Source organism: Sedimentitalea sp. XS_ASV28 (assembly GCF_041224545.1).
Lineage (GTDB): Bacteria > Pseudomonadota > Alphaproteobacteria > Rhodobacterales > Rhodobacteraceae > Sedimentitalea.
The window spans coordinates 1-26,309 of the sequence record NZ_JBGFGP010000104.1 but is presented as its reverse complement, the minus strand read 5'-3'; the positions used below and the strand labels follow the sequence as shown (position 1 = coordinate 26,309).

The following is a 26,309-nucleotide window of genomic DNA, read 5'->3' as shown; positions in this document are numbered from 1 at the left end:
CGCCCCGGCCGTGAGGCATCCGGCTCACTCGGCAGGGGTTTGCACCTTGCGGCGTTCGAGAACCGACTTCAGTTCGGTGCGATAGTGGCGCGCCGCCTGTGTGATCAGCGGCTCGCGGTAATCTTCCCGCGTGCCCAGCCATGTCCGCGCCCGGCCCGACATCGAATAACCGCTGAGCGCCGACAAAGGCACCGCGCACAGCAGGCTGAGGGCAATCGGCGACAGCCAGGGCGACACCAGGCCGGCGATGATGCCGGCCGTCAGGGCCAGCCCGCTGACGGTTTCCAGCGCGTGACAGGTCATCAACGTGCCCAACCCGTAATGCCCGCCCGCACGCGCCTGAGGCGACCAGCCCCGTTGCAGCCCCAGCACGGTCCGGAACACGGCGATCATCTGCTGCACCATCAGGATCGGCGCGTAGATTACCGAGAGCAGCACCTCGGACAAAAAGGACAGCGCAAACCACAGACCGCCGCCGAATTCGTTGAACCGGATGCCGCTCAGAGGGAGCGCGGCAATGCCCATGAGCTTGGGCACCAGCAGCATCGCGTACATCAGCACGATGATGAGTACATGCCGCGTCTCGGTCAGTTCCGGCCAACTCGGCATGGTCGGGTTGCTTTCGCTGAAATAGGTCAGCACGCTCGCGTCTTCGCCCATGCCGATCAACGCCCACATCACCAGCAGCGAAAACCAGATCGGCGACATCAGATAGCCAACCGCGCCGTTGAACATGTGAAACCGCGAAATCGATCGGAACCCGCGCGACCATAACAGGTTGAGATGTTGCAGGTTGCCCTGGCACCAGCGCCGGTCACGCTGGATATGATCGATCAGGGTCTGCGGTGTTTCCTCGTAACTGCCCCGGATGCGCGGCAGGAACCGCACGCCCCAGCCTGCCCGGCGCAGCAGACCGGCCTCGACGAAATCGTGGCTCATGATCAATTGGTCCTGGCCACGCCACGAGCGCAGATGCGGCAACCCGGCACAAGAGGCAAAGGCCGCCGTGCGGATGATCGCGTTGTGACCCCAGTAATTGCCCTCCTGCCCGCACCAGCGCGCCAGGCCTTCCGCCAGCGCCGCCCCATAGACGCCATTGGCGAATTGCTGCATCCGGGCAAATACGGTCTGTGCGCCGATCAGTTGCGGAAAGCTCTGGATCAATCCCGCGCCGGGATCACGGGCCAGCGCATCGGTCAGCCGCAGGATCGCGCGCCCGGTCATCAGGCTGTCCGCATCCAGAACCAGCATCGCAGGGTAATCGGCGCCCCAGTTTGCCACCCAGTCGGCAATATTGCCCACCTTGCGGTCAGTGTTTTGCGCGCGGCGGCGGTAATAGAGTTTCAGATCGGGAGACAGCGTTTCGAGCAGCGCCTGAACGCTTGCCTGTTCCTGCGCGGCAATGGCGTCATCCTGTGTATCGCTGAGGATGAACATCGAATAATCGTGCCGCCCGCCGCGCGCGCGCAGCTCTTCGAGCATCGAACGCGCATTGCCCAGCACATACCACGGCACCTCGTTGTAGATCGGCATCAGCAGCGCGACCTTTTGCGGCTGCATCGCCGCGGGGCGCGCCGGTGGCTCGCGGCGCGCCAGCGAAACCAGACCAAGCGCCACGGTGCTGACCGAAAAGGCGATCCAGAAGAAGTTGAAACAGATCAACGTCAGCAGAATGCCCTCGATCACGCTGATGCCCTGCGCCGAGAACCAGCCGTAAATGACCCAGGTCAGCCCGAGCGTCGCCACGATGGCCGGGCTGAACGCCATCAGCCGCCACCAGCGCGTGCCCCGCAACGGCGATGTTCCGGGGGCGCGGTGGTCATGGAACGCGGCCCTGAAATCCTGCGCCGGCATCGCCATCGGCGCGCGCGGCGGCATCTTGCGAAATTCGGCTGTCATGCTGTCCACCGGTAAAGCCAGACTTCGCTCACCATCTGGTCTCCCTTGCGCAATTGCGCACGCAGCTCGACAAGATCGCGATCGCCCGGTTCAAACGAGAATGCCAGCCGCAGCCCCCCGGTTTCGGGGTTGTACTGCAACACCCCGTCCGAGGTTTCCACATGCGGCGAACTGACCACCGGGGTAATCGCGTCGGGCCCGTCGTCAAACAGCGGGTCGGCCTCGAAATCCACGGTCACTACGCGATCCCCGTGGAACCCCTTGCCCATGCGGGTATTCAACACACGCGAATAGGTGCCCACAACCGGTGCCTCTTCGCCCCATGTGAGACGATAGGCGAGGTCGATCTGCGCGCCTGCGGGATAGGGCGCCGAGGGGCGCCAATAGGCGACGATATTGTCATAGATCTCGCGATCGGCGGGGATTTCCACCAGCGTCACGGCCCCCTTGCCCCAATCTCCCTTGGGTTCGACCCAGAGACCGGGGCGGCGATGATAATGCGCCTCAAGATCCGCAAAGTCCGACAGGCGGCGGGCACGTTGCATCAGGCCGAAACCGCGCGGATCGGTGTCGATGAATGACGAAATCTGAAGCTGTTTCGGGTTGGCCAGCGGTCGCCACAGCACCTCGCCATTGCCGTTCAGGATCATCAGCCCATCGCTGTCATGCACCGCAGGGCGGAAATCGTCAAAACGGCTGCGGTTGGTCTCGTCAAAGAGGAACATGCTGGTCAGCGGGCCAAGCCCCACGTGATCCAGTTCTTCACGCGCAAACAGGGTTGCGCTCACCTCCATGACACAGGCCGGACCCGGCGTTATGTCAAAGCGATAGGCCCCGGTGACGCTCGGACTGTCCATCAGCGCATGAACGATCATGTTGCGCTGATCCGGGCGCGGCCGCTCCAGCCAGAACCGGATGAAATCGGGAAATTCCTCGCCTTCGGGGTCGCCGGTTTTGAGCGCGAGACCGCGCGCCGAAAGACCGTAGATCTCGTCCAGACCGATGGCCCGGAAATAGCTCGCCCCCTGGAACACGCAGAATTCGTCGGTCAGGCCCGGACGGTGCATCTCGGTGCGCAGCCGCAGACCGGAAAAGCCCAGCGTCTCATCCACCGGCAGGTCGGGTACGGAGTCGGATTTCTCGAACATGGACAGTTCGAACGCCACCGGCGTCGCCCTGCCATTCTCGACCGTTTCGACCTTGACCGTACGCGGAAAATAGAGGCCCGGCGTAAAGAAATCGACGTTGAAGGGCGTTTCGGTCCCGTACCACAGCGCCGCTTCCGGGCGGAACCGGATCAGCTTGTATTGCTCGTAGGTGAGCTCCTGCCACGCCTTCGGAACCATGTCGCGCGGCGTGTATGCGCCCGCCGCCATGTCCCGCGCCATCGCGATGACCTGCGCGTGATCGAACGGCGCTTCGGTTGTGGTTGCACCGGCGGCCGTTGCCAGGGCAAAGGCCGATGTTGTCATAAGAAACTGTCTGCGCGTGAGTGTCATGCGCGTTTGCTCCGCCATGGCTGAGACTTGAACCAACCGGCGATATAAGCAACCGCGATGATCATTGCAAAGCCCGCAAGGTTAACAAGCAAAACTGTCGCAGGGCTGCGTCCGAGCTGGTCGAGGACAAAACCCAGCAGCCGCGCGACAGCCATCGAAAAAACAAAGACCGCAAGCGATTGCTGACCGACCTTGGTGATGACTTTCAAAAGGTTGCGCCAGATGTTCGCCGCCATCCCGGTGCCGTTGGCCTGCAAGCGGCGACCGCCCTCGCCCGCCGCGACCCAGGCCAGATAGGCCAGCGACAGGAAATGCAGATAGCGCAGGATTCCGAACTCGGTCTTGGCGCGCAGGCTGAATCCGGTTTCCTTTTCCAGGGTCGCGAACATGGTCCAGACATTGCGGAACAGCGCGCCGAGTTCGGGGCTGGCGGTATTGACCCACTGGAACACCTTCCACGAACCGAAAGGCGCCGTCAGCACAAGGAACCCCGCCGCGATCCAGACCAGCCGCCGCGAAACCGGCGGCGCCGGAATCCAGCCGCGCATGAAGGCGAAGCCGGTAAAGAACAGCAACTGCCAGCCGAACGGGTTGAAGAACCACGGCCGATCGGACCACGGTTCGGCCGGCAGCGACAGCAAACCGATATTCGCAGCCAGCCACAAGGCGATGCTCGCCCCGGCAACCGGCGCGAAACCGCCCCGCGACAGCGCCATGAACAACGGCATCAACGCCAGAACCACGAGGTACATGGGCAGGATGTCGAAATAGTTCGGCACGTAGGTCAGGGTAAAGATGCCGACGATCTGCGTCATCGGATCGGTAAAGAACCGGCCAAGGTTGAGCGAGTCGACATAGCTCTTGTCGAATGCGCCGTAGGTATCCAGCGCGGCCATCATCATCGCCACGAAAAAGAACAACCCGATATGCGCCCAGTAGACCTGCCAGACCCGGAACCCGACACGGGCCGTGCCCATGCGCCAGCCCATGCGTTCAAACGCGCCGCCAAAGGCGATGGCCGATGCCATTCCCGAGCAGAAGACAAAGATCTCGGTGGCATCGGACCAGCCGAACCGCGCCGGAATCCAGTTGCTCCAGGCGTTGAAAGGGATATGCGCGACCAGGATGATGAACATCGCGATTCCGCGATAGAAATCCAGCCGCGGATCACGCAGGCTTGCGATTGCCGGACTCGCGGCAACTGGGGTCGGAGCAAAATCCGATGTGGGCGAAATTGTCGCCATGTCTTTGTCTTGCCTCTGCAAAAGTTACTGTGCGGGAACGCTCTGCGCGCCCTCCTGTCCGCGTCCGACGCTGATCAGGTTGCGCCGGGCGGCGTCATAGGCATCTTCGCTGCCCCGGCGTGCCCGGCGGTCATTCAGAATGGTTTCGGTCTGGTCCAGCAAGCCGGCGCGCAGGCCGGCATCAATGGTCAGCCGTTCGAATATGTCACGCTGGGCGTGGCTGCCCCCGGCGTGCTGCATGTCGGCGCGCGCGGCAGACAGGTGCGAAAACGCCTCGGCAAACCGGCCTTCGCCAAATGCCGCCAGCCCCTCGGCCGCCGATACGCCGGGACGGGCCATGCGCGCGTCCGCCTCGGTCTGGTTGGCGCTGGCATCGCGGTGGATGCGCCGCAGCAGGCTCGCCACCTCGGTCTCGCGGCTATCGGCGCTGAGGGCGAGAAGGTAATGCAGGTCAGCAAAGATCAGGCAACCGTCCTCGGTCCGGGCCGCGCTCAGATCGGCCAGCTCCTGCCAGCGGTCGCCGACATCGACACCTTCGAGTTCGAGGCGGCCGAGCAGCGAGGTCGCGTTGGAAATATCGCGATAGTCATCGGTCTTGTCGGCGCGGATATCGCGGTCATAGAGGTCCAGAACCACATCGGTTTCGCCCTGATCCAGATGCATCAGCGCCTTGTGCCACCAGACGTGATAGCGGAAATTGTTGCAATGCGCCCAGGCGTTCTCGCGCCCGGCAAGCCAGTCGAGCCCGCGCCGCGCATTGCCCGTCATGTCATGTACATGCGCCACCGCATGCAGGCCCCACGCATCGTCCGGCGCGGTCCAGAGCGCCTGACGTCCGGCGATTTCGGCGCGTTGGTACTCGCCGGTTTCTTCCAGCGTGAAGGCATGACAACCCAGCAGGTAGCCATGTGCCGCGTGATCGGTGCCATAGGCGGGCATCACCCGTTCGACCGACCGGCGCATACCGGCGGCGTCGCCGAGGACAAAGCGGATGGCATGGCTCAGCTTCATCGCCAGCGCGTCTTGCGGATGATCGTACAGAACCTGTTCGAGCAGGCGCACCGCGCCCGAGGGCTTGCCCGTCATCCAGACATCCAGCGCCTGAACATACATGCGTTCGCGCGGTGTCGCCCCTGCCTGCTCCAATGCCTGTTTTGCATTCGCCAGATCGCCCTGCGCAACCGCGACAAGCTCGCGACGCCCGAGCAACAGGTAGAACATGCCCTTGGTCGCATGACCAAGCGCAAATCCCGGCTCTCGCTCCAGCACCGCCATCAGGTGCCTGGGCGTGACTGCAGCATGCGCCAGAAAACCCAACATGGCGGCGTTCCAGTCTGTCAGGCTGCCCGGGTGTTCCAGGCTGGTGTTTAGGCCGAATACATCAATCTTCATCTAGGGGTCCAATTCTGCTTGGAAGTCACGCGCTGCGACTCGCTTAACAAACAGTAGGCCATTGAAATATCGCTATGTCTCATACTCTCGAATTGGTGAAGAGCCGTGTGACATATGAGAGAATTGTTGCCGAAGAATCCGGGCGATTTGAGCGAAAACCCGTCTGAATTGACCGGGTACGCGCCATGGTTGCGGATTTTGCCGCCCCACATCTCGCTGACATGCGGGTGTTCAGAGGCGACCGTCATAGGCATTCCGGTCGATTTCCGCCCCGATCACGGTAAAGCGGTCTGCCATTTGCGCCTGCGCGAGCGCCGCGTGCAATTCGGCGCGGGTCCGAACGGTCATCCCGTTGCCGCCAAAGGCCCGCCCCATCGCGGCAAAGTCGTGACGCGGAAAGTCGACGCCAAGATTGCTCATCTGTCGCTGCCTCTGCTTGAGTTCGATCAGGGCGAGGCTGGCATCGACAAACACCACGAAAATCACCGCGGTGCCGTGCTCTGCGGCGGTCGCGAGTTCCCCGGCAACCATCAGCAGCCCCGCATCCCCGGAAAAGCTGACCACCGGGCGGTCTGGCGCAGCGAGTTTCAATCCGATCGCCAGGGGCACCGCGCAGCCCATTGTGCAGAGCCCCGAGGATTGCACCATGTCGCGCGGGGCATGGCAGGTCCACATCTGCGACAGCAATATGCGGTGCGCACCGCTGTCGGCGGTGGCAAGCGTGTCGCGGGGCAAGACCTTGCGGCACTCGTCGATCACCGCCGCCGGTCCCCACTCTTCATCCGTGGGAAAGGCCCGCTTCAGCGCCTCTTTCACGTGCCGGGGTTCACCACCGGGCCATGTGTCGACAATCGGCGTGCCTTGCGCCATCGCTTCCAGCGTCGCCCCGGTATCCGCCACCAGATCAAGCCCGGCCCGATGCATGTGATGCCGGTTCGGTTCCGCCGCTATATCGATGACATTCTGCCGGCTGATGTCCCACGCATCCCGCCAGCCCGGTCGCATCTCGATCGGATCATAGCCGATGGCCAGCACGAGATCGGCCTGTTGCACCAGCGGCAACAGATGCGTGTCCGCCAGCGGCGACAGGCCAGCCGCACCAAGGCAGAGCGGATGGTCCTCGTCAATCACGCCCTTGGCCTTGTAGGTCGTGATAAAGGGGATGCGGAAATGCTCGATAAAGGCCTGCAACACCGGGGCCGACGAATCGTTCAGGACATCCAGACCGACAATCGCCAGCGGCCGCTGCGCCCTGGCCAGCCAGTCACGCGCCTGCGCAAGATCGGCACCATGCGGCACCACCGGCGCCGGCCTGCGATTCTGGCGGGCCATCGTGTCCGGGACAACGGTATCGGCCACACCGATCGGCACATCCACGTGAACCGGACCCGGACGCGGCGCCGTTGCCGTCAGCACCGCGTCGTCCGCGACGATCCCCGCGCCCTTCGCGGTCAGGCGAAAGCTGGCCTTGGTGATCGGGCGGAACACCGCCTGATGGTCCAGAACCTGATGGGTGTAGCTCAGCGCCTCGTCCTCGTCCACGCAGCCGGTCAGCACGATCAGCGGCACCCGGTCCTGCAAGGCGTTGGCCACCACATTGACGCCGTTCATCGCCCCCGGACCGAGCGTCGCCACCAGGATCCCCGGCGCACCATCGCGGTGATACACGCCCTCGGCCATGAAACCCGCCGCGTTTTCATGCTTGGCGAGGATAAATCGGATGCCCGCCCTTTCCAGCGCATCGACCAGCGTCAGAACCTCGCCTCCCGGCATGCCAAAGGCATGACGACATCCGGCGTCGTACAGGCGCCGGGCGAGAATGTCGGCTGCGCGGGTGTCCGATTGCGGCATGTGATGGTTCTCCGGTTATTTCTGCCGGCGACATTGACCAATCCATATCCGCACGCAAGGGCGTTCACGCCAGTGTGAGGTCATGCCGCTTGTGACGTGCTTGTCCCCCGCGTGGTCCGCCATGCCCGAACCCGCGCGTTGTCGCGGCCCGAATGCGACGGCTTGCGCCGGTGCCGGGATACGATAGAACCGGCACATGAATGCGGCGCTTCCCCTGACCCACGATGTCGTCCTGATCGGCGGCGGCCACACCCATGCGCTGGTTCTGCGCAAATGGGGCATGCGCCCGCTGCCCGGTGCGCGGATGACGCTGATCAATCCCGGCCCGACCGCCCCCTATTCCGGCATGTTACCGGGGTTTGTCGCGGGACATTACGGGCGGGACGATCTGGATATCGATCTGGTTCGCCTGGCGCGTTTTGCCGGTGCGCGGATCGTCATCGGGGCCGCCGAACATATCGACACCGCCAACCGGCTGGTTCATGTGCCCGGCCGTCCCCCGATCGCCTTTGACCTGTGTTCGGTGGATATCGGCATCACCTCGGAAATGCCCGATCTGCCGGGGTTCGCGCAGCATGCAGTGCCCGCCAAGCCGCTCGGCGCATTTGCGGAACGCTGGGCGCATTTTGCCAATGCCGCCACGCCGGCAAACGTTGTCGTCATCGGCGGCGGTGTCGCCGGGGCGGAACTGGCGATGGCCATGGCGTATCAGCTGCGCCGGCAGAGCCGCGATGCAACCGTCACGCTCATCGACCGGGACAGGATGCTGACCGCCACCGGCGCGCAGACACGCGAGCACATCACGCAGCAGATGCAGGGGCTCGGCATCACGCTGCTGGAACAGACCGGGGTCCGCGAAATCCAGGCCGATGCCGTTGTCTTGCAGGACGGGCGCAGCCTGCGCTCGGACTTTACCACCGGCGCGGCAGGGGCGCGGGCGCATGGCTGGATCGGGCAATCGGGGCTGGCATTGCAGGACGGGTTCATCGCGGTGAACGATCGATTGCAGAGCAGCGACCCGGCGATTTTCGCGACCGGCGATTGCGCGCATATGACGGACGCCCCCCGCCCCAAGGCCGGTGTCTACGCGGTGCGGCAGGCGCCCGTCCTTTACGAGAATATCTGCGCCACCCTGAGCGGCGGCGCACTGCGGCGCTACCGCCCGCAGCGCGATTATCTCAAGCTGATCTCGCTCGGGCGCAAAAGTGCTCTGGCAGAACGGTTCGGCCGGAGCTGGACCGGCCCGGTGATGTGGCGCTGGAAGGATCGCATCGACAGAACCTTCATGAACCGCTTTCGCGACCTGCCCCGGATGGACCCCCCGGGCCTGCCGCCGGTCCACACCGTCGGCATGATCGAAGCCCTGGGCAGCAAGCCCATGTGCGGCGGCTGTGGCGCCAAGGTCGGACGCACTGCGCTGCGCCGCGCTCTCGCGCCACTGGCAGGCAACCGGCGCGCGGATGTCACGCCGCTGCCGGGCGACGACGCGGCGCTGCTGACCACGGGCGGGGTGCAGCAGGTCATGACATCCGATCACCTGCGCGCGCTGATCGACGATCCGGTGATGATGACCCGCATCGCGGCAAACCATGCACTTGGCGATATCTGGGCGATGGCGGCGACACCGCAGGCCGCGACCGCGACGGTGATCCTGCCCCGGCTGTCCGACACAATGCAGCAACGGATGCTGGCCGAGATCATGGCGACGGCAACCGACACCCTGCGCAGCGCCGGCGCCGAGATTGTCGGCGGACACAGTTCCGTCGGCGCGGAACTGACCATCGGCTTTACCCTGACCGGCCTGTGCGACAGCGCGCCGGTCACCCTCGCCGGGGGTCAGCCGGGCGATGTGCTGATCCTGACCAAACCCCTGGGCAGCGGCGTGCTGATGGCGGCGGACATGGCCGGATACGCGCGCGGCAACTGGATCGTCGCGGCACTGGAGCACATGGTGCAACCGCAGGCGCAGGCCTCGCGCATCCTGCGCAAGGCTCATGCGATGACCGATGTGACCGGGTTCGGTCTCGCCGGGCACCTGCACGGGATCTGCGAAGCGTCGGGAACCGGTGCAATCCTGGCACTCGACGCGATCCCGGTGATGGAAGGCGCGCTTGCAATGGCCAAGGCGGGAGTCCGCTCGTCCCTGTTTGAAGACAACCGGTCGCTGGTGCCGCACCTGCCCCGGCACGGCAAGGCCGATCTGCTCCATGACCCGCAGACTGCCGGCGGGCTGCTCGCCGCGGTCCCGGCGCAGGAGGCGGATCGCCTGCTCGCGGACCTGCGTGCAGCGGGGTATCCTGCGGCGCGGATCGGTGCTCTGACCGCGGACAGCGGCTATATCGCGCTCGAGAACGCCTGAGCCTGCACAATCCCCGCGATCTGCGCAGCGGCACGCTCCAGCCCGGCATAGTCCAGAGTGTCGAGTGTCAGTTCGGCCAGAACCGGCGCCGATGCGGCCTTGCGCGACTTGTCATAGGCCGGATCGTAATGCTGCACCATCAGCGCCCGGGTCAGCCCGTGTTTGTCCCCTGCCCGGATCAGATCGAACCAACCATCCACCACAGCATTTCCGCGAAAGGCGCGCAGCACGCCAAGCAGATCCATCATCCGCTCGCCATCCGACAGGATGTCGTCATAGGCGCGCACCAGATACGCCGTTCGCGCCGCAAGCGGTGCGCTCAGGGTCAGGCGCGGCGCATGTCTGAGCGCGGCCCAGAGACTGGGCGGCAGGATGCGCTCGCCGATCTTGCTGGACTCGGCCTCGATCACCACCGGCCGCGATGGATCGAGACCGTTCAACGCGCGGGCCAAGGCGCTTTCAAACGCCTTCTGGCCCGGCTGCGGCCGGGCCATCCGCCCGAGCAGCGAGCCGCGATGCCCCGCCAGTCCTTCGAGGTCGAGAACCTGCACCCCCTCCGATCGCAGCCGATGCAGCAACTCGGTCTTGGCGGTGCCGGTATAGCCATCCAGCGCAATCAGCCGATGCGCCAGCGGCACGTCATACAGCGCCGCGTTCACCAGCCGCCGATACGTGCGATAGCCGCCTTCGACCACCTCGGCCCGCCAACCGATTTCGCGCAGCATCCAGACGAAAGAACCGGACCGTTGTCCACCGCGCCAGCAATAGACCAGCGGCCGCCACCCCCCGTCAAAGCCGCGCAGCGCGGTCTCGACATGATGCGCCGCATTGCGAAACACCAGCGCCGCACCCAGTTTGCGTGCCAGGAACGGGCTCTGCTGTTTATAGATCGTGCCGACCTGCGCGCGTTCCTGGTTGTCCAGGACCGGCAGATTGATCGCCCCCGGCAGATGATCCTCGGCGAATTCCGCCGGGCTGCGCACGTCGATCACGGTATCAAAACCATGCGCGAAAAGATCGGTCAGGTTATCGAATTTGAGAGCCATGCCAGTCCCTATCCCGCGGCTGCGGGCGGCGAAAGGCCCGGTTCACCGTGGCGCCTCACTTTTCGACGATGCGCCCATCCAGATAGGGTTGGTACGGCCCGATACCGGCAAGGTATTCCGCCGTCACATCCGCCAGATCGGGGCCGAAATCATAGGCGCTCTTGTCGTCGCCCGAAAACATCGCGTACCCGTCACCGCCGTTGCGCACGTAGTTGTTGGTGACCACGCCATATACCTTGTCCGGATCGATCGGCGCGCCGCCGACCATCACGTCAGACACCCGTTCGCCCGCCGGTCTGGACGCATCATAGGCATAGCTCATGCCCGCAACCTGGGCAAAGCGTCCTGCGACGTCCTCGATCTTGCTGACACCGTTTTCCAGGGCCGCAACAATGGTCGCGCCGTTCACCCGGAAGGTGGACAGGGTATTCTGGAACGGCAGAACCGTCAGGACCTCGCCCATCGTCACCTCGCCGCCATCGATCGATGCGCGTATGCCCCCGCCGTTCTGGATCGCGATCTCGATCCCCTGACCGGCGACGCGCGCCAGCATCGCATCGGCGATCAGGTTGCCCATCTGGCATTCCGCGACACGGCAAACCTCGCGCCCGCCCTCGATCGGTTCGGATGTCTCGGCCACGACGCGGGTTTTCATCTCGTTGATCGGCCCGGCCAGCTCGGCAATCCGCGCGACAATCGCGGGGTCTTCCTCAACCGACGCGTCCAGCAGGATAGCATTGCCCGTGGCATCGATCACGTTGCCGTCGTCGTCAAAGGTCAGAACAAGGTGCCCCAGGTATTTCGAATAGGAATAGGCCTGAACCACCGGAACATCACCCACCATCGTCGGATAGGCCATGGCACCGTCCACGGTGTTGGAAAATTCCGTATGCGAGTGACCGCCCACGACCGCATCAAGACCCGCGACCGCCCCGGCGATTTCCATGTCCTTGTTCACACCCACATGGTTCAGCGCGATGATCTTGTTCACGCCTTCGTCCTGCAACATCGCCACATCGGCGCTCAGGCTGTCGATCTCGTCCTGAAAAATCACCGCCTCGCCCGGTTTCGAGGTTTCGACCGTATCGGTGGCCAGCGCCGAGACGATACCGATCTTTTCGCCGCCCAGCTCCAGAACCACGTGGTTGCGAACCTTGCCCTTCAACAGGTCTGACCGCGACACGTCGATATTTCCCGAGATCACCGGGAACGACACCCCGTCGGCGAGTTTTGCAAGACCCTGCGGACCATCGTCGAATTCATGGTTGCCCACCGCCATCGCGTCGAACCCGATGCGGTCCATCAACTCGATTTCCACGTCGCCCTTGTAGGTGGTGTACATCAGCGACCCCTGATACTGGTCACCCGCATCCAGAACCACGACATTCTCACCGGCCAGTTCCTCGCGAAGCTGCGCGACCTTTGCCGCCACCCGCGCGTATCCGCCAAAACACTCGCCCGCCGCGTTGTCTTCGGCGCTGCAGGTCGAGTCGTATTTGCTGATCGGTTCGATACGGCTGTGCATGTCGTTGACGTGAATCACGTGCAGCGTGTAATCCGCCAGCGCGGAGCCGGTTGTCAGGGCAATCGTCGCGGCAGAGAGCAGAAGCGTTTTCATCATGGTCGGACTCCTCATGGTTCCGGTACACCCCTGAACCCTGCGCCGCTTTTGCGGACTTGTCAAAGCGGATCGGGCAACGTGACGCCGCAAGCGGCATAGAGGCTTGACCGCCGCTGACCGGCAGGGCAAACCGCGCAAATGCTGATCTACAAGATATTCCGTCGCGAAGAATGGGACACGCTCAGGACCGAGGGCGCGACCCGTGGCGCGCCGGTCGATCTGGCCGACGGGTTCGTGCATTTCTCGACTGCGGAACAGGCCGCCGAGACCGCCGCCAGGCATTTCGCCGGCGCCGAAGGGCTGGTGTTGCTCGCGCTGGACACGGATGACCTGGGTGAGGCCCTGAAATGGGAGGTGTCGCGTGGCGGTGCATTGTTCCCGCATCTTTATCGCGAATTGCGCCTGTCAGACGTGCTCTGGAACGCACCCCTGCCGCTGGTTGACGGGGTGCATCGCTTTCCGGAGGGCATGGTGTGAGCCTGCTGGAAAAACTCGGCCTGGCCGCACTTCATCGGCTTGACCCCGAAACCGCGCATGGGCTGGCGATGCGGGCGCTGAAAGCGGGTCTGGCGCCGGCGCCGGGCACGCTGACTTCGGACCGGCTGCGCACCCGTGTTGCAGGGATGACGCTGCCCAATCCGGTGGGCCTTGCCGCCGGGTTCGACAAGAACGCCGAGGCGCTTGCCCCCCTCGCCCGTGCCGGTTTCGGATTTGTCGAGGTCGGCGCCGCCACGCCGCGCGCACAGCAAGGCAACCCGCGTCCGCGCCTGTTTCGGCTGACCGAAGATCGCGCCGCGATCAACCGGTTCGGGTTCAACAATCAGGGCATGGACGCCATCGGCACACGGATCGCCACACGCCCGGGCGATGCGGTCATCGGACTGAACCTCGGGGCCAACAAGGACAGCAGCGACCGGCCCGCGGATTTTGCCAGCGTGCTGCGCCATTGCGGGGCGCATCTGGATTTCGCAACGGTCAATGTCTCGTCTCCCAACACCGAAAAACTGCGGGACCTGCAAGGCAAGGCGGCGCTGGCAGCCCTGTTGACCGGGGTGATGGAGACACGCGACGCGCTCGGGCATCCGCTGCCGGTCTTCCTCAAGATCGCACCCGATCTGGACGAGGCCGAGTTGACCGACGTGGCCGATGTCGCGCGTGACGCCGGCATCGACGCCATCATCGCGACCAACACCACCCTGTCGCGCGAGGGGTTGCAGAGCCCGCATCGGGACGAGGCCGGAGGTCTCTCCGGTGCCCCACTGTTCGAACGCTCGACCCGCGTGCTGGCGCGTCTGAGCGCGACGCTTGGCGGCGACATTCCCCTGATCGGTGTCGGCGGCATCGGCAATGCCGAGCAGGCCTATGCCAAGATCTGTGCCGGGGCCTCTGCGGTACAGCTCTATACGGCACTGGTGTATGGCGGCCTGTCGCTGGTTGGCGAGATCGTCGCCGGGCTCGACCGGTTGCTGGAACGGGATGGCTTCGACAACGTCGCCGATGCGGTCGGCAGCAACCGAGAGGACTGGTTATGATAGAGATTTGGCACAATCCGCGCTGCTCCAAGTCGCGGCAGGCGCTGGCACTCCTGAGCGACAGCGGCGCGGCGTTTCAAGAGCGTCGTTATCTGGACGACGCGCCCACCCTGCAACAGATCAAACATGCCCATGCCGCGCTTGGCCGCCCGCCGGTGGCCGAGATGATGCGCACCGGCGAAAAGCTGTTTCGCGAACTGGGGCTGAGCAAGACCGATGACGACGACATACTGCTGCAGGCGATGGCCGACCATCCGATCCTGATCGAACGCCCGCTGGCGATCTCGGGTCGGCGCGCCGTGATCGGCCGACCACCGGAGCGCGTTCTGGAGCTTGTCTGACCTCTGAACGCCCCTATAGCATTTCGCGATAAACCTGAATCACCTGACGCTGTCTGAAATCAAAGATTTCAACGCATTAGGTGGTGCGAGATGTTTCAAGTTAATCGCGAAACGCACTAGAGCGCGCCCGCCGCCGTGGCGCGTTCGAGCGCGGGATAGCGTGCGCCCAGCGTCACGGCCCGTGCCACGAAGGAAAACAGGAACGCGATCCACAATCCGTGGTTGCCATAGGAGGGCACCAGCAGCGCCACCGCGACCACGAAAGCGACGGTCGACAGGATCGACATATTGCGCATGTCCGCCGTGCGGGTGGCGCCGATGAAAACCCCGTCCAGCATCCAGCTCGCCACCCCCAGAACCGGAACCAGCAGCATGTAGTTCAGGTATTCGCGTGCCTCGGCGCGAACCTCGGGGGATTTTGCCATCAGATCGACGATGTCCCCGCCCCAGAACACAAAGACCAGCGTCAGCAGCGCGGTTCCGAGCAACGCCCAGACCGTTGAGACGGCGATGCTCCGGCGCAGGTGATCGACACTGGCGCGACCCACCGCCTGCCCGACCAGCGCCTCTGCGGCAAAGGCGAAACCGTCGAGCGCATAGGCAGTGATCTCGATGAATTGCAACAGGATCTGGTTGGCGGCGAGCGTCACGTCACCAAAGTCGGCCCCCAGAAACAGGAACGAGACGAAAATGCCCATCAGCATCAGGGACCGGATCAGGATGTCGATGTTGACCAGCATCATCCGGCGCAGGCGATCCTTGTCGAACACCCGGGCCCAGTCGCGCCAGGCGGGCGTTGAAAACGTCGCGCGGCACAGCCAGAGCGCCAGCGCCAGACCGGTCCATTCGGCAAGGAAGGTGGCAAAGGCAACGCCGTTCACGCCCCAGCCAAGACCGAGCACGAACCACAGGTCCAGCACGATATTCAAACCGTTCATCCAAAGTTGCAGCACCAGAACCGCACGGGTGCGTTCCTGCGCGATGAGCCAGCCGGTGACGCCGAAAATCGCGATGGCCGCCGGGGCCGACCAGACACGGATCTTCATGTAGCCGCGCGCGAGACCTTCGACCTGTTCGGACGCCGGCGACAGTTGGAACGCCGCCCAGAACAGCGGCCCCTGCAACGCCAGGATCGTCAGCCCGCCCACGGCGCCGATCATGATGACGCGGGTCAGGATGGCGGTGACCTCGCCCATCCGTCCGGCCCCCAGCGCCTGCCCTGTCAGGCCGGTGGTGCCCATGCGCAGAAAATTGAAAAACCAGTAGAGCGACGAGATGATGATCGCACCGATCCCCACCGCGCCGATGGGCGCCGCCTCGCCCAGCTGTCCGACCACGCCTGTATCCACCGCGCCCAGGATCGGCACGGTGGCATTGGAAATAACGATGGGAACGGCGATCCTCAGAACACGCCGATGCGTGATCTGCCCGCCGGGGTCAGCCACCATCCGGACCGTCCCTGGGTGGCATCAGGAACCGTCCGGACGCCTGCGCGAACAGCTTGTCGCGATTGTCCTGCCAGGCTTCGACCAGGACCGAGGCATAGCGGCGGCCCGCGCGGGTCACCGTGGCGCGGGCATAGGCATCGCGCGGCAGACCTGAGCGCAGATATTCGATGGTGAAACCGATCGTCCTGGGCAGTCGCGGCAGATCGCCCGCCGCCATCTGTTCGAGATCGATCGCGCCGGATTCGATTTCGGGCCAGAGATAGGACCAGCTCAGCGTGATGATCGAGGTGGTCTCGAGGAACGCCGCCGTCACACCGCCATGAATCGCAGGCAGATAGGGATTCCCGATCAGCTTTTCGTCAAAATTCAACAGCCCGGTGAGTTCATCGCCGCGACGCTCGAATTCGATGCCGAGAAACTGGATATACGGCACCTCGTGCACCAGCGCGTTGAGCGCGGAATCGCGGCGTTGCTTGACCACCTGCATCGGTTCGGGACGGGGACGCGCCATCAGCGTTTCTCCACCGTGAAGGAGCCCGCCGCCGTGGCCACCGGACGCCCGGTATCGTCGTCCACCGCCTTGGCCCGGACAAAGGCGACATTGCGGGTGATATGATAGCAGTGGGCGGTGGTGACAATCGTCTGTCCCGGCGTCGCGCCCCGCATGTAGTCGATGCGCAAATCGATGGTGGCCGTGCTGTCCGGCGCGCTCGGGTGGCTCATCACCGCCGCTCCGCAACAGGTATCCATGATTGCCGACACGGCACCACCATGAACAACCCCCGTCTTGGGGTCTCCGACCAGCTTGGCGTCATAGGGCATCTCGATCTTTGCCATGCCGTCCCCGATCTCCGTCAGCATCATGCCAAGCGCGCGGCAATGGGGGATTGCCTCGATGAATTGCCGCGCGAGTTTGGCCTTGTCCACCATCTTTGCCGTCCTTGCCTGTTCCGGGCCTGTTCCGGCATTCTTATGACCGCTCCTGCACCAAAAGGGCAAGCCCGCCTGTTGCGCTCCTGCGGACATCATCCTACGATTTGCCCAGACGGGGGGAAGAGACTGATGACCGAGATGCGATTGTCGTTCAAGGAAATGTGCGCTGAGTTCGACGTCACGCCGAGAACGCTCCGCTATTACGAATATATCGAGTTGCTGCAACCCGACCGCGACGGGCGCGCACGGTTCTACGGTCCGCGCGAAGCCGCGCGCATGAAGCTGATTCTGCGGGGTCGCAAATACGGCTTTGCGCTGGAAGAGATCCGCCAGTGGCTGCTGATCTACGAAAAGGAAGGCACCGAGGTCCAGATGCAGGCCTTTGTCGAGATGGCCGACAGGCAGATGGGCGAACTCGAAAACCAGCGTGCCCAACTGGAAGAGGCGATTCAGGAACTGAAAGACCTGCGCGACGAAACCGCCCGCGCCGTTTCATGATGCCGATCTCCCGTTGCCGGTGAGGCCAAGAAGACAGACCCGGACAGGGGCACAGCGTCATGACAGGCCGCGTCTCCATTGAGCCATTGGCCTGTGAGGCGCGGAATGGCATTGGCCACGAGAAGACCGGCAGGGCTTTCCTATGTTACAGGGCGCGTTTTTGGGAGGTTCTTTTTGCTGCAGCGACTGCATCCGACCCGATTTTACCGGTCATTTTCAGACCGTCGCGGATATTCAGGCCCATCATGGTCAGGTTGGCAGCACCCGCAATCAGCTCCAGCCCCTGCACCGCATAAAACAAAACATCAAATTGACCTGCAGCCGCTCTCCCGGCCAGGAAGAAGGCACAGGGGACCAGGATCAGGATACCATTGACCGCAATGAACGGCATACGTTTTTTCTTTGCCATTGCGAGCGGGTCCATGCGCTTGCGACCCATTGCCATGCCTGACGCCCCGGAAATCGCCATGGCCGGGATAAGTATCCACATGCCCCGAAGGATCATTGCCTTCGTCGCGGCAATGGTCTCATGACTTGCGAAAAGCTCGGTGATGATCGTCGAAGTCCAGAACAGCAAGATCATCAGAAAGCCGATGCCGCCAGCAACGGCATGGATACGTGTCTTCATGGCTGCGCCCTCCTTGGACTCGCTTAAGGCGTTGACGTCCTCAGGCTGTGCAACAGTTCGCGATCGCAACCTTTTCAAAGAGATGCGGTGCTGCAACTGCGCTTGACGGGTAGTGGCTAAGCTCTTTCTGGAAGTCCGGGTGTGAAAACGCTGCGCGGAAATCTGCAACGGAATCCCAGACCGCGTAGTTCAGATACATGCTGCTCTCGCCAATCGCTTTGTGCAACTGCGTGCTGATGTAGCCAGGTTGCTTTTTCATCCAGAGAGCGTCGTTGCGCCAGGCTTCTTCCAGCGCGTCTTGGTCGCTCGCGTCAACGGTGAACAGGTTCACCAGCACCACGGGTCCGGCATCTATGCCAAGCTGCTGTTGGATCGGAAATTCGGGGTCTAGAGGTTTGACGGTGACCATTTATTTGCTCCTTGAAGGACGACTCAATATGGTGTGAAATTGTCATTATGACAATAAGTTGTCAATATTAATGGGGATGATATGTCAGACAATCAATCGACGGAGGCTGTAACAGCGCTTATTCTGGATGTGTTTCGACTGAACGGGCGGCTTATGCAGGCCGGAGACCGACTGGTCTCTGAGCTTGGATTAACCAGTGCACGATGGCAGGTGCTTGGAGCTATCGCTTATGCAGAACGCCCGGAATCAGTGGCTTGGCATGCAAGAACCATGGGTGTTCACCGTCAGGGCGTGCAGCGTATCGTCAACGAATTGAAGAAGGACGGAATTGTCGCGCTCCAGCCCAACCCTCACCACAAACGAGCGCATCTTGTGGTCCTGAGCACAAAAGGCCAGAAGCTCTTCCAGGCGGCAATGGCGCTGCAAGTTCCCTGGGTGAACGGCCTCTCCGAAGGGTTGTCCATTCAAGACATCAAGACAACGCAGAAGGTTGTCGAACATCTGAAAACGCGTCTTGAAGAGACGACAACGGCTCAAGGCAATGCTGTATCAACCCAGTGAAAACCTGTTCATGCTACAAGGGAGAACGTAGCCATGAATATGAAGCTGGACGACAGCATCAACCGTATTCGGCACTCTTTTCGGTTGGCTGGGTATCTTCATGATGAACATGTATTCTTGGGAAAGCTGCCGTTCGAGCGTTGCGTAGCATCATGCAGAATGGGCTCAGAGCCGAAACTATCTGCAATTGGCACCAGTCCTGACTCACAAAAACGGACAAACCGGCACGGATGCCTTGACCTCTCCGGACACCTCCGGTTTGGGTGATCCGACGTCAAATTCCCTGTGACGTGGCGTTTCGCTTACGTCAACGTCAATCTCATGTTGTAACCGCGGCCAGAGGCACACATCTCATGGTCGCCACGCCAAGTATGAGAGTTAAACCCATGACCGATGAACTGATGACAATCCGCGAAATGTGTGATGCGTTCGACGTCACGCCCCGGACCCTGCGCTTCTATGAATCCAAGGAATTGCTGTTCCCCGAACGCGTGGGACAGAAACGCCTGTTTACCCGCCGCGATCGCGGGCGGCTCAAGCTGATCCTGCGCGGCAAGCGCTTTGGTTTCAGCCTCGAGGAAATCCGCCAGCTTCTCGATCTCTATCAACTGGGCGACCAGCAGCACACGCAACTGGTGCGGGCCTATGAGATCGCCAGGGAGCGGCTCGCCGAAATGCAGGCCAGGCGCGATGAACTGAACCAGGCGATCAGCGAGTTGCAGACCCAGATCGACTGGGCCGGCAAGATCATCGAATCCAACGAAACCACGCAGAAGGCCGCCGAATAGAGTCGATCGGCCCCTGCCCGATAAAATTCCCTCCAGGAGGACCAAACATGCCCAGCTATATCGCCCCGACCAAGGATATGCAGTTCATCCTGCATGACGTGCTGAACATAACCGACGCGGGCATTCCCGGCTATGAAGAGCTCGAGCCCGATTTCACCAGCGCCATTCTGGAAGAGGCCGGCAAGATCAGTTCCGAGGTCCTGCAACCCCTGAACGTGGTCGGCGACACCGAGGGCTGTACCTTTGAAAACGGGGTCGTGCGCACCCCTACAGGCTTCAAGGATGCATTCGAACAGATGAAGGAAGGGGGCTGGCCGGGGCTCGACATGCCCGAAAACTATGGCGGCCAGAACATGCCCTATGTCATCGGCACGGCGGTGGGTGAAATGTTCTCCGCCTCCAATCAGGCCTTTACCATGTACCAGGGCCTGACCCACGGCGCGGCCAGCGCAATCCTGGCGCACGGGACGGACGCGCAGAAAGACACCTACCTGCCCAACATGGTCGCCTGCGAATGGACCGGCACCATGAACCTGACCGAACCGCATTGCGGCACCGATCTCGGCCTGATGCGTACCAAGGCGGAACCGCAGGAGGACGGCAGCTACAAGATCACCGGCCAGAAGATTTTCATCTCGGCGGGCGAGCATGACATGGCCGACAACATCATTCACCTCGTTCTCGCCAAGATCACCGGTGGGCCCGAAGGGATCAAGGGCGTGTCTCTCTTCATCGTGCCCAAGTTCCTCGTCAACGAAGATGGCAGCCTCGGCGCGCGCAACGGCGTGGCCTGTGGCAAGATCGAGGAAAAGATGGGCATCCACGGCAACTCGACCTGCGTGATGAATTACGATGGTGCGACCGGCTATCTTCTGGGTGAAGAGCACAAGGGCATGCGGGCCATGTTCACCATGATGAACGAAGCCCGGCTCGGCGTCGGGATGCAGGGCCTTGCCCAGGCCGATGCGGCTTATCAGAATGCCGTCGAATATGCCAAGGACCGCCTGCAGGGACGGGATGTGACCGGCGCCAAGAACCCGGACGGTCCGGCCGATCCGCTGATCGTCCACCCGGATATCCGCCGCAACCTGATGGATCAGAAGAGTTTCGCCGAAGGCGCGCGCGCCTTTATCCTGTGGGGCGCGACCATGATCGACCGCGCGCACCGCGCCGGCGACAAGGATGCGGATGGCCTGATCTCGTTGCTCACGCCGGTCATCAAGGGGTTCCTGACCGACGAAGGCTATGACATGACCATTCAGGCACAGCAGGTCTATGGCGGCCACGGATATATCGAAGAATGGGGCATGTCGCAGTTTACCCGCGATGCCCGGATCGCGATGATCTACGAAGGCGCCAACGGCGTTCAGGCGCTGGATCTGGTGGGGCGCAAGCTGGCACAGGACGGCGGCAAGCACGTGATGGCCTTTTTCGAGATGGTCAAAAGCTACATCAAGGAGAATTCCGGCCAGAATGACGCTCTGGACCGCGACTTCCTCGAGCCGCTCAAGGCCGCATCCAAGGACCTGCAGGCGGCCGGCATGTACTTCATGCAGAACGGCATGAAGAACCCGAACAACGCACTGGCCGGATCGACGGATTTCATGCACATGTTCGGCCATGTCTGCCTTGGACTGATGTGGGCTAGAATGGGCAAGGCGGCGATGGACGCTCTCGCCGCGGGCGCGTCCGACGCGTCTTTCTACGAAACCAAGATCGCGACCGGACGCTACTATATGGCACGCCGCCTGCCGGCCACCGCGATGCACCTGAGCCGCATCCAGAGCGGTGCCGCCACGGTGATGGCGCTCGACGCCGCAAACTTCTAAGCAAGAAACCGTGCGGCGTTTTCCCACGCCGCGCGCCCCCCCTGTCCGCGCCGAGGATCACCATGACACGAAGCTGGAAAACCAGAGAGCACGAAATGCTCGCCGACATGGCCCGGTCTTTCTTTACCGAGAAATGGGTGCCTCAGATCGGGACCTGGCGCAAACAGGGCGAAATGGACAAGAGCACCTGGGTCGAGGCAGGACGGCTCGGCCTGCTCTGCGCCTCCATTCCCGAAGAATACGGCGGCGCAGGCGGCGATTTCGGACACGAGGCCGTGCTTGTCATCGAAGCCGCCCGTGCCAATCTGGCAAGCTGGGGCAACGGCATCCACTCGGGTATCGTGGCGCATTACATCCTGGCGTTCGGCTCCGAGGCGCAGAAGAGGAAATGGCTGCCCGCCATGGCGCGCGGCGAGATGGTGGGGGCGCTCGCCATGACCGAACCCTCTGCCGGTTCAGACGTGCAATCGATCAAGACCACGGCCATGCGCGAAGGCAATGCCTATCGGTTGAACGGGCAAAAGACATTCATCACCAACGGCCAGCACGCGGACCTGATCCTGGTGGCTGCCAAGACCGATCCATCATTGGGCGCCGGTGGCATCTCCTTGATCGCGGTCGAGACCGACAACGCCCCCGGCTTTACCCGCGGTCGAAATCTCGAGAAAATCGGGAAACACGCCTCCGATACCTCGGAACTGTTCTTTGATGACGTGGAACTCCCGCCCGAGAATGTCCTCGGAGGCGAGGAAGGCCGGGGCTTTTATCAGATGATGGAACAATTGCCGCGCGAAAGGTTGATCATCGCGGCGGAATCCGTCGGCTCGATGCAGGGCGCCATCGAGCGCACCATCGGCTATTGCAAGGAACGCGAAGCCTTTGGCGGCAACCTGCTGCAATTTCAGAACACGCGCTTCCAACTCGCCGAGTGCAAGACCAGGCTCGCGGTCACCGAGGCGTTTCTGAACGACTGCATCTCAGAGCTGATTGCGGGGGAACTGAGTGTGGAAAGGGCGGCAATGGCGAAATACTGGGCAACCGAGACCCAGGGGCAGGTTCTCGATGCCTGCCTGCAATTGCATGGCGGGTATGGATATATGCAGGATTACGCGATCGCCGAAATGTGGACGGATGCACGGGTGCAGCGGATATATGGCGGCACGAACGAGATCATGAAGGAACTGATTGCGAGGTCGTTTTGATGAGTGCACCGATGCCACTTGCCGCGCCCTTGCACCGCCTCCGGCGGGAGTATTTGCACAAAGATGAAGAGGGGGATGCGCTCCCGCCACGGGGCGACGGCCATCAGGACGGGAGCGACTTCACCTTTGACGGTCATCGGCTCTCCAGCCTGTACCGTGGATACGATCATGGCGCGTCGATCTTAACACTTGGTTACGCGAGTCCCTGCGCATCTTCATCTTTGTCCAAATACTCAAATCCGACATGAACCAAAGGCACCCCGGGAGGCTTTTTTCATATGACACTGAAACTGCATTGCTTTGGTGAAAGCGGGAATTCCTACAAGGCTGCGCTAGCGCTTGAACTGAGCGGGCTCGACTGGGAACCGGTCTTTGTCGATTTCTTCGGAGGCGCCACGCGAACGCCGGAGTATCGTCAGTTGATCAACGAGCTGGGTGAGGCACCTGTGCTCGAAGACGGTGACATGCGACTTAGCCAGTCGGGCGTGATCCAGCAATATATCACCGACCGGTGCGGCAGGTTCGGCGGCGCAGACGAAGCGGCGCGCTACGAGGTGCTTCGCTGGGTCCTCTGGGACAATCACAAGCTGTCCTCGATGGCGGGCATGACGCGGTTCCTGATGAATTTCCTCGCGGAAGACAAGCGCCCGCATGAGGTCATCGCGTTCAACCAGGGTCGCCTGACGACCGCTTACGGCGTGCTGGATGCGCATCTTGCGGGGCGCGAGTGGATTGTCGGAGACGACATCACCAATGCCGACCTCAGCTGTTGCGGCTATCTTTATTATCCCGAGCCGTTCGGATTTGACCGGACGGCCTGGCCCAACATCGACGCGTGGCTCACGCGTCTGTCCGAAACCCCGGGGTGGAAGCACCCCTATGACCTGATGCCCGGCAACCCGTCGGATCGTGCCTGAGGAGATACACATGACAGAAGCCTATATTTATGACGCGCTGCGCACCCCGCGCGGCAAGGGTCGCAAGGACGGCGCCCTGCACGAAGTGACCAGCCTGCGGCTCTCGGCGCTAACGCTGAACGCGGTCAAGGAGCGCAACAATCTGGACGGCCACGCCGTTGAGGACGTGATCTGGGGCAACGTGACCCAGGTGATGGAACAGGGCGGTTGCCTCGCACGGTCGGCGGTACTGGCATCCGATCTCGACCAGTCCATTCCCGGCCTTGCGATCAACCGCTTCTGTGCCTCCGGCATGGAGGCGGTCAACCTTGCCGCCAACCAGGTCAGGGGCGGTGCGGGCGAGGCCTATATCGCTGGCGGCGTCGAGATGATGGGCCGCGTCGCGATGGGCAGCGACGGCGCGGCGATTGCCGTCGACCCATCGCTGGCGATGGACAGCTATTTCGTGCCGCAGGGCATTTCCGCCGATATCATCGCCACCGAATACGGGTTCACCCGTGATCAGGCCGATGCGCTGGCGGTCGAATCCCAGCGTCGCGCCAAGGCGGCGTGGGATGACAACCGGTTCGAGAAATCGGTCATCACAGTGCGCGATCAGAACGGGCTGCCGATCCTGGATCACGACGAATACATGCGCCCGCAGACCGACATGCAATCGCTTGGCGCGCTGAACCCGTCATTCCAGATGATGGGCGAACAGATGCCCGGTTTCGACAAGATCGCGCTGCTCAAATACCCGCATCTCGAAAAAATCAATCACATCCACCATGCGGGCAACAGTTCGGGCATCGTCGACGGGGCGGCGGCCGTTCTGGTCGGCAACAAGGCGTTCGGTGAGAAATACGGGCTAAAACCCCGCGCCCGGATCAGGGCCACCGCCAAGATCGGCACCGATCCGACGATCATGCTGACCGGTCCGGTGCCGGTGACCCAGAAGATCCTCGCGGATAACGGCATGGAGATCGGCGATATCGATCTGTTCGAGGTCAACGAAGCCTTTGCATCCGTGGTTCTGCGCTTTCAGCAGGCGTTCGATGTCGATCCCGATCGGGTCAACGTCAACGGCGGCTCCATCGCGATGGGGCACCCGCTGGGCGCGACCGGCGCGATCATCATCGGCACGTTGCTGGATGAGCTTGAACGGTCCGACAAGGAAACCGGCCTCGCCACGCTCTGCATCGCGTCGGGCATGGGCGCCGCGACCATCATCGAGCGCGTCTGATGCCAAAACTCGATCTTGCCTCCATCCCGTTCGCGGCATTCACAAGCTACCCGGGCAAGCTGGCGCGCGCGGTCGATGGCCGCTCGCTCCAGAGATTGGGCGATGCCGGCGGGCTGACCCAGTTCGGCGTCAACATGGTGATGCTTAAGGCGGGCGCGCGTTCGTCCCTGCGTCACTATCACATGGAGCAGGACGAGTTTGTCATGGTCACGCAGGGGGTTTGTACCCTGATCGACGACCATGGATCGCATGAGATGCTGCCCGGCGATTGTGCCGCCTTCCCGGCAGGCGAAGCCAATGGCCATCATCTTGTCAACAACACCGACGCGCCCGCCGCCTTTCTGGTGGTGGGCACGCGCACCCCGACTGAAACCGCTGTTTACAGCGATATCGACATGAAGGTGACGTCGGTCAACGAGACCGACTCGAAGTTCACCCGCAAAGATGGCAGCCCGCTGACGGCTGACCAGATCGGAGACACCAAATGACCGATTTCACAATGACAAAGGACGCCGAGGGCGTCGCGACCATCACCTGGGATGTGCCCTGTAAATCCATGAACGTCATGTCCCTGAACGGGCTTCAGGACCTGAGCGATTGCATCGACGATGCGCTGGCGGACGATGCCGTCAAGGGCATCGTGATCACCAGCGGCAAGGAGGGATCCTTTGCCGGGGGCATGGATTTGAATCTGCTGGCCAAGATGAAGGACGATGCGGGCGACGATCCGGCGCGCGGATTGTTCGAGGGGACGATGCAGATGCATGCCCTGCTGCGCAAGATCGAGCGCGCCGGCATGGATCCGAAAACCAACAAGGGCGGCAAGCCGATTGCCGCCGCCCTGCCCGGCACCGCCGCCGGGATCGGTCTGGAATTGCCGCTGGCGACCCATCGCATCTTTGTCGCCGACAATCCCAAGGCGCGGATCGGACTGCCCGAGATCATGGTCGGTATCTTTCCCGGCGCGGGCGGCACCACGCGGCTGGTGCGCAAGCTGGGTGCGATGGGCGCGTCGCCCTTCCTGCTCGAAGGCAAGATGGTCGAACCGACAAAAGCCAAGGCCGCCGGTCTGGTGGACGAGGTGGTGGAC

The 26,309-nt window shown here is 62.7% G+C and carries 25 protein-coding genes; 13 read left to right on the top strand and 12 right to left on the bottom strand.

The genetic code is table 11. The features are described from left to right. Window positions 1-24 precede the first annotated feature (24 nt). The 5 genes from mdoH to AB9K34_RS06205 form a co-directional block, all read right to left on the bottom strand. A complete protein-coding gene (mdoH, locus tag AB9K34_RS06225) occupies window positions 25-1,899 on the bottom strand; it encodes a glucans biosynthesis glucosyltransferase MdoH (protein WP_369953551.1) in 1,875 nt (624 codons plus the stop codon). Continuing rightward, window positions 1,896-3,398 carry a glucan biosynthesis protein gene (locus AB9K34_RS06220; protein WP_369953550.1) on the bottom strand — a complete coding sequence of 501 codons (1,503 nt, stop codon included), beginning with the start codon at window positions 3,396-3,398 and terminating at the stop codon, window positions 1,896-1,898. The genes mdoH and AB9K34_RS06220 overlap by 4 nt, the downstream gene beginning before the upstream one ends. Beyond that, window positions 3,395-4,642, bottom strand: coding sequence for an OpgC family protein (locus tag AB9K34_RS06215; RefSeq protein WP_369953549.1), 1,248 nt, complete (start codon window positions 4,640-4,642; stop codon window positions 3,395-3,397). The genes AB9K34_RS06220 and AB9K34_RS06215 overlap by 4 nt, the downstream gene beginning before the upstream one ends. Before the next feature lie 24 nt (window positions 4,643-4,666). After that, complete coding sequence (locus AB9K34_RS06210) at window positions 4,667-6,034, bottom strand: tetratricopeptide repeat protein (RefSeq protein ID WP_369953548.1); 1,368 nt, start codon at window positions 6,032-6,034, stop codon at window positions 4,667-4,669. A gap of 231 nt (window positions 6,035-6,265) precedes the next feature. Continuing rightward, a complete protein-coding gene (locus AB9K34_RS06205) occupies window positions 6,266-7,885 on the bottom strand; it encodes a thiamine pyrophosphate-binding protein (protein ID WP_369953547.1) in 1,620 nt (539 codons plus the stop codon). Between the two features lie 196 nt (window positions 7,886-8,081). On the opposite strand from AB9K34_RS06205, the gene selD reads away from it, so the two are divergent. Then, the gene (gene selD / locus AB9K34_RS06200) at window positions 8,082-10,244 is read left to right on the top strand and encodes a selenide, water dikinase SelD (RefSeq protein ID WP_369953546.1); all 2,163 of its coding nucleotides are present in this window, start codon (window positions 8,082-8,084) and stop codon (window positions 10,242-10,244) included. Here selD and mnmH read toward each other — a convergent pair. Both mnmH and AB9K34_RS06190 read right to left on the bottom strand, forming a co-directional pair. Beyond that, on the bottom strand, window positions 10,220-11,290 hold the full coding sequence (mnmH, locus tag AB9K34_RS06195) for a tRNA 2-selenouridine(34) synthase MnmH (RefSeq protein ID WP_369953545.1): 1,071 nt from the start codon (window positions 11,288-11,290) through the stop codon (window positions 10,220-10,222). The genes selD and mnmH overlap by 25 nt on opposite strands. Before the next feature lie 55 nt (window positions 11,291-11,345). Further along, complete coding sequence (locus AB9K34_RS06190) at window positions 11,346-12,911, bottom strand: bifunctional UDP-sugar hydrolase/5'-nucleotidase (RefSeq protein ID WP_369953544.1); 1,566 nt, start codon at window positions 12,909-12,911, stop codon at window positions 11,346-11,348. Between the two features lie 138 nt (window positions 12,912-13,049). On the opposite strand from AB9K34_RS06190, the gene AB9K34_RS06185 reads away from it, so the two are divergent. Genes AB9K34_RS06185 through arsC form a run of 3 tightly spaced genes read left to right on the top strand, consistent with a single transcriptional unit; the run spans window position 13,050 to window position 14,784 of the window. Next, window positions 13,050-13,388 carry a DUF952 domain-containing protein gene (locus tag AB9K34_RS06185; protein ID WP_369953543.1) on the top strand — a complete coding sequence of 113 codons (339 nt, stop codon included), beginning with the start codon at window positions 13,050-13,052 and terminating at the stop codon, window positions 13,386-13,388. Next, window positions 13,385-14,443 carry a quinone-dependent dihydroorotate dehydrogenase gene (locus AB9K34_RS06180; RefSeq protein WP_369953542.1) on the top strand — a complete coding sequence of 353 codons (1,059 nt, stop codon included), beginning with the start codon at window positions 13,385-13,387 and terminating at the stop codon, window positions 14,441-14,443. Before AB9K34_RS06185 ends, AB9K34_RS06180 begins: the two co-directional genes overlap by 4 nt. Beyond that, window positions 14,440-14,784 (top strand): arsenate reductase (glutaredoxin), encoded by a 345-nt coding sequence (gene arsC / locus AB9K34_RS06175; RefSeq protein ID WP_369953541.1) that lies wholly within the window; start codon window positions 14,440-14,442, stop codon window positions 14,782-14,784. The genes AB9K34_RS06180 and arsC overlap by 4 nt, the downstream gene beginning before the upstream one ends. Window positions 14,785-14,900: 116 nt before the next feature. On the opposite strand, the gene AB9K34_RS06170 is transcribed toward arsC, so the two are convergent. From AB9K34_RS06170 to AB9K34_RS06160, 3 genes are read right to left on the bottom strand one after another with little or no spacing between them, the layout of a single operon-like run. Continuing rightward, complete coding sequence (locus AB9K34_RS06170; protein WP_369953540.1) at window positions 14,901-16,232, bottom strand: MATE family efflux transporter; 1,332 nt, start codon at window positions 16,230-16,232, stop codon at window positions 14,901-14,903. After that, complete coding sequence (locus AB9K34_RS06165; RefSeq protein WP_369953539.1) at window positions 16,222-16,743, bottom strand: PaaI family thioesterase; 522 nt, start codon at window positions 16,741-16,743, stop codon at window positions 16,222-16,224. The genes AB9K34_RS06170 and AB9K34_RS06165 overlap by 11 nt, the downstream gene beginning before the upstream one ends. Continuing rightward, window positions 16,743-17,162 (bottom strand): PaaI family thioesterase, encoded by a 420-nt coding sequence (locus tag AB9K34_RS06160; protein WP_369953538.1) that lies wholly within the window; start codon window positions 17,160-17,162, stop codon window positions 16,743-16,745. The genes AB9K34_RS06165 and AB9K34_RS06160 overlap by 1 nt, the downstream gene beginning before the upstream one ends. 132 nt (window positions 17,163-17,294) lie before the next feature. On the opposite strand from AB9K34_RS06160, the gene AB9K34_RS06155 reads away from it, so the two are divergent. Further along, entirely contained in the window at window positions 17,295-17,663 is a 369-nt protein-coding gene (locus AB9K34_RS06155; protein ID WP_369953537.1) for a MerR family DNA-binding transcriptional regulator, read from the top strand. 145 nt (window positions 17,664-17,808) lie between these two features. Here AB9K34_RS06155 and AB9K34_RS06150 read toward each other — a convergent pair whose 3' ends face one another. Both AB9K34_RS06150 and AB9K34_RS06145 read right to left on the bottom strand, forming a co-directional pair. Beyond that, window positions 17,809-18,291 carry a hypothetical protein gene (locus AB9K34_RS06150; protein WP_369953536.1) on the bottom strand — a complete coding sequence of 161 codons (483 nt, stop codon included), beginning with the start codon at window positions 18,289-18,291 and terminating at the stop codon, window positions 17,809-17,811. Between the two features lie 40 nt (window positions 18,292-18,331). Continuing rightward, window positions 18,332-18,700 (bottom strand): antibiotic biosynthesis monooxygenase, encoded by a 369-nt coding sequence (locus tag AB9K34_RS06145; RefSeq protein ID WP_369953535.1) that lies wholly within the window; start codon window positions 18,698-18,700, stop codon window positions 18,332-18,334. A gap of 81 nt (window positions 18,701-18,781) precedes the next feature. On the opposite strand from AB9K34_RS06145, the gene AB9K34_RS06140 reads away from it, so the two are divergent. The 8 genes from AB9K34_RS06140 to AB9K34_RS06105 form a co-directional block, all read left to right on the top strand. Next, window positions 18,782-19,261 (top strand): MarR family winged helix-turn-helix transcriptional regulator, encoded by a 480-nt coding sequence (locus AB9K34_RS06140; RefSeq protein ID WP_369953534.1) that lies wholly within the window; start codon window positions 18,782-18,784, stop codon window positions 19,259-19,261. Window positions 19,262-19,647: 386 nt separating this feature from the next. Next, on the top strand, window positions 19,648-20,049 hold the full coding sequence (locus AB9K34_RS06135) for a MerR family DNA-binding transcriptional regulator (RefSeq protein ID WP_369953533.1): 402 nt from the start codon (window positions 19,648-19,650) through the stop codon (window positions 20,047-20,049). 47 nt (window positions 20,050-20,096) lie between these two features. Continuing rightward, the gene (locus tag AB9K34_RS06130; RefSeq protein WP_369953532.1) at window positions 20,097-21,878 is read left to right on the top strand and encodes an acyl-CoA dehydrogenase C-terminal domain-containing protein; all 1,782 of its coding nucleotides are present in this window, start codon (window positions 20,097-20,099) and stop codon (window positions 21,876-21,878) included. A gap of 62 nt (window positions 21,879-21,940) precedes the next feature. Next, on the top strand, window positions 21,941-23,080 hold the full coding sequence (locus AB9K34_RS06125; RefSeq protein WP_369953531.1) for an acyl-CoA dehydrogenase family protein: 1,140 nt from the start codon (window positions 21,941-21,943) through the stop codon (window positions 23,078-23,080). A gap of 278 nt (window positions 23,081-23,358) precedes the next feature. Beyond that, window positions 23,359-23,997 carry a glutathione S-transferase family protein gene (locus AB9K34_RS06120; RefSeq protein ID WP_369953530.1) on the top strand — a complete coding sequence of 213 codons (639 nt, stop codon included), beginning with the start codon at window positions 23,359-23,361 and terminating at the stop codon, window positions 23,995-23,997. A 10-nt stretch (window positions 23,998-24,007) separates the two neighbouring features. Beyond that, window positions 24,008-25,219: an acetyl-CoA C-acetyltransferase gene (locus AB9K34_RS06115; RefSeq protein ID WP_369953529.1), complete on the top strand. Its 1,212-nt coding sequence runs from the start codon at window positions 24,008-24,010 to the stop codon at window positions 25,217-25,219. Further along, a complete protein-coding gene (locus AB9K34_RS06110) occupies window positions 25,219-25,707 on the top strand; it encodes a cupin domain-containing protein (RefSeq protein WP_369953528.1) in 489 nt (162 codons plus the stop codon). Before AB9K34_RS06115 ends, AB9K34_RS06110 begins: the two co-directional genes overlap by 1 nt. Continuing rightward, window positions 25,704-26,309, top strand: a 606-nt coding sequence (locus AB9K34_RS06105; RefSeq protein ID WP_369953527.1) for an enoyl-CoA hydratase/isomerase family protein, incomplete at its 3' end; no start/stop codon positions are given. The genes AB9K34_RS06110 and AB9K34_RS06105, both read left to right, overlap by 4 nt.

What these genes read in the sequence shown, in the direction of transcription:
- AB9K34_RS06210 (WP_369953548.1), bottom strand. Translation starts at nt 6,034, where the DNA reads ATGAAGATTGATGTATTCGGCCTAAACACCAGCCTGGAACACCCGGGC.
- mnmH (WP_369953545.1), bottom strand. Translation starts at nt 11,290, where the DNA reads ATGGCTCTCAAATTCGATAACCTGACCGATCTTTTCGCGCATGGTTTT.
- AB9K34_RS06125 (WP_369953531.1), top strand. Translation starts at nt 21,941, where the DNA reads ATGACACGAAGCTGGAAAACCAGAGAGCACGAAATGCTCGCCGACATG.
- AB9K34_RS06145 (WP_369953535.1), bottom strand. Translation starts at nt 18,700, where the DNA reads ATGGTCACCGTCAAACCTCTAGACCCCGAATTTCCGATCCAACAGCAG.
- AB9K34_RS06155 (WP_369953537.1), top strand. Translation starts at nt 17,295, where the DNA reads ATGACCGAGATGCGATTGTCGTTCAAGGAAATGTGCGCTGAGTTCGAC.
- AB9K34_RS06160 (WP_369953538.1), bottom strand. Translation starts at nt 17,162, where the DNA reads ATGGTGGACAAGGCCAAACTCGCGCGGCAATTCATCGAGGCAATCCCC.
- AB9K34_RS06150 (WP_369953536.1), bottom strand. Translation starts at nt 18,291, where the DNA reads ATGAAGACACGTATCCATGCCGTTGCTGGCGGCATCGGCTTTCTGATG.
- AB9K34_RS06140 (WP_369953534.1), top strand. Translation starts at nt 18,782, where the DNA reads ATGTCAGACAATCAATCGACGGAGGCTGTAACAGCGCTTATTCTGGAT.
- selD (WP_369953546.1), top strand. Translation starts at nt 8,082, where the DNA reads ATGAATGCGGCGCTTCCCCTGACCCACGATGTCGTCCTGATCGGCGGC.
- arsC (WP_369953541.1), top strand. Translation starts at nt 14,440, where the DNA reads ATGATAGAGATTTGGCACAATCCGCGCTGCTCCAAGTCGCGGCAGGCG.
- AB9K34_RS06165 (WP_369953539.1), bottom strand. Translation starts at nt 16,743, where the DNA reads ATGGCGCGTCCCCGTCCCGAACCGATGCAGGTGGTCAAGCAACGCCGC.
- AB9K34_RS06170 (WP_369953540.1), bottom strand. Translation starts at nt 16,232, where the DNA reads ATGGTGGCTGACCCCGGCGGGCAGATCACGCATCGGCGTGTTCTGAGG.
- AB9K34_RS06185 (WP_369953543.1), top strand. Translation starts at nt 13,050, where the DNA reads ATGCTGATCTACAAGATATTCCGTCGCGAAGAATGGGACACGCTCAGG.
- AB9K34_RS06220 (WP_369953550.1), bottom strand. Translation starts at nt 3,398, where the DNA reads ATGACACTCACGCGCAGACAGTTTCTTATGACAACATCGGCCTTTGCC.
- mdoH (WP_369953551.1), bottom strand. Translation starts at nt 1,899, where the DNA reads ATGACAGCCGAATTTCGCAAGATGCCGCCGCGCGCGCCGATGGCGATG.
- AB9K34_RS06190 (WP_369953544.1), bottom strand. Translation starts at nt 12,911, where the DNA reads ATGATGAAAACGCTTCTGCTCTCTGCCGCGACGATTGCCCTGACAACC.
- AB9K34_RS06120 (WP_369953530.1), top strand. Translation starts at nt 23,359, where the DNA reads ATGACACTGAAACTGCATTGCTTTGGTGAAAGCGGGAATTCCTACAAG.
- AB9K34_RS06205 (WP_369953547.1), bottom strand. Translation starts at nt 7,885, where the DNA reads ATGCCGCAATCGGACACCCGCGCAGCCGACATTCTCGCCCGGCGCCTG.
- AB9K34_RS06135 (WP_369953533.1), top strand. Translation starts at nt 19,648, where the DNA reads ATGACCGATGAACTGATGACAATCCGCGAAATGTGTGATGCGTTCGAC.
- AB9K34_RS06130 (WP_369953532.1), top strand. Translation starts at nt 20,097, where the DNA reads ATGCCCAGCTATATCGCCCCGACCAAGGATATGCAGTTCATCCTGCAT.
- AB9K34_RS06215 (WP_369953549.1), bottom strand. Translation starts at nt 4,642, where the DNA reads ATGGCGACAATTTCGCCCACATCGGATTTTGCTCCGACCCCAGTTGCC.
- AB9K34_RS06115 (WP_369953529.1), top strand. Translation starts at nt 24,008, where the DNA reads ATGACAGAAGCCTATATTTATGACGCGCTGCGCACCCCGCGCGGCAAG.
- AB9K34_RS06110 (WP_369953528.1), top strand. Translation starts at nt 25,219, where the DNA reads ATGCCAAAACTCGATCTTGCCTCCATCCCGTTCGCGGCATTCACAAGC.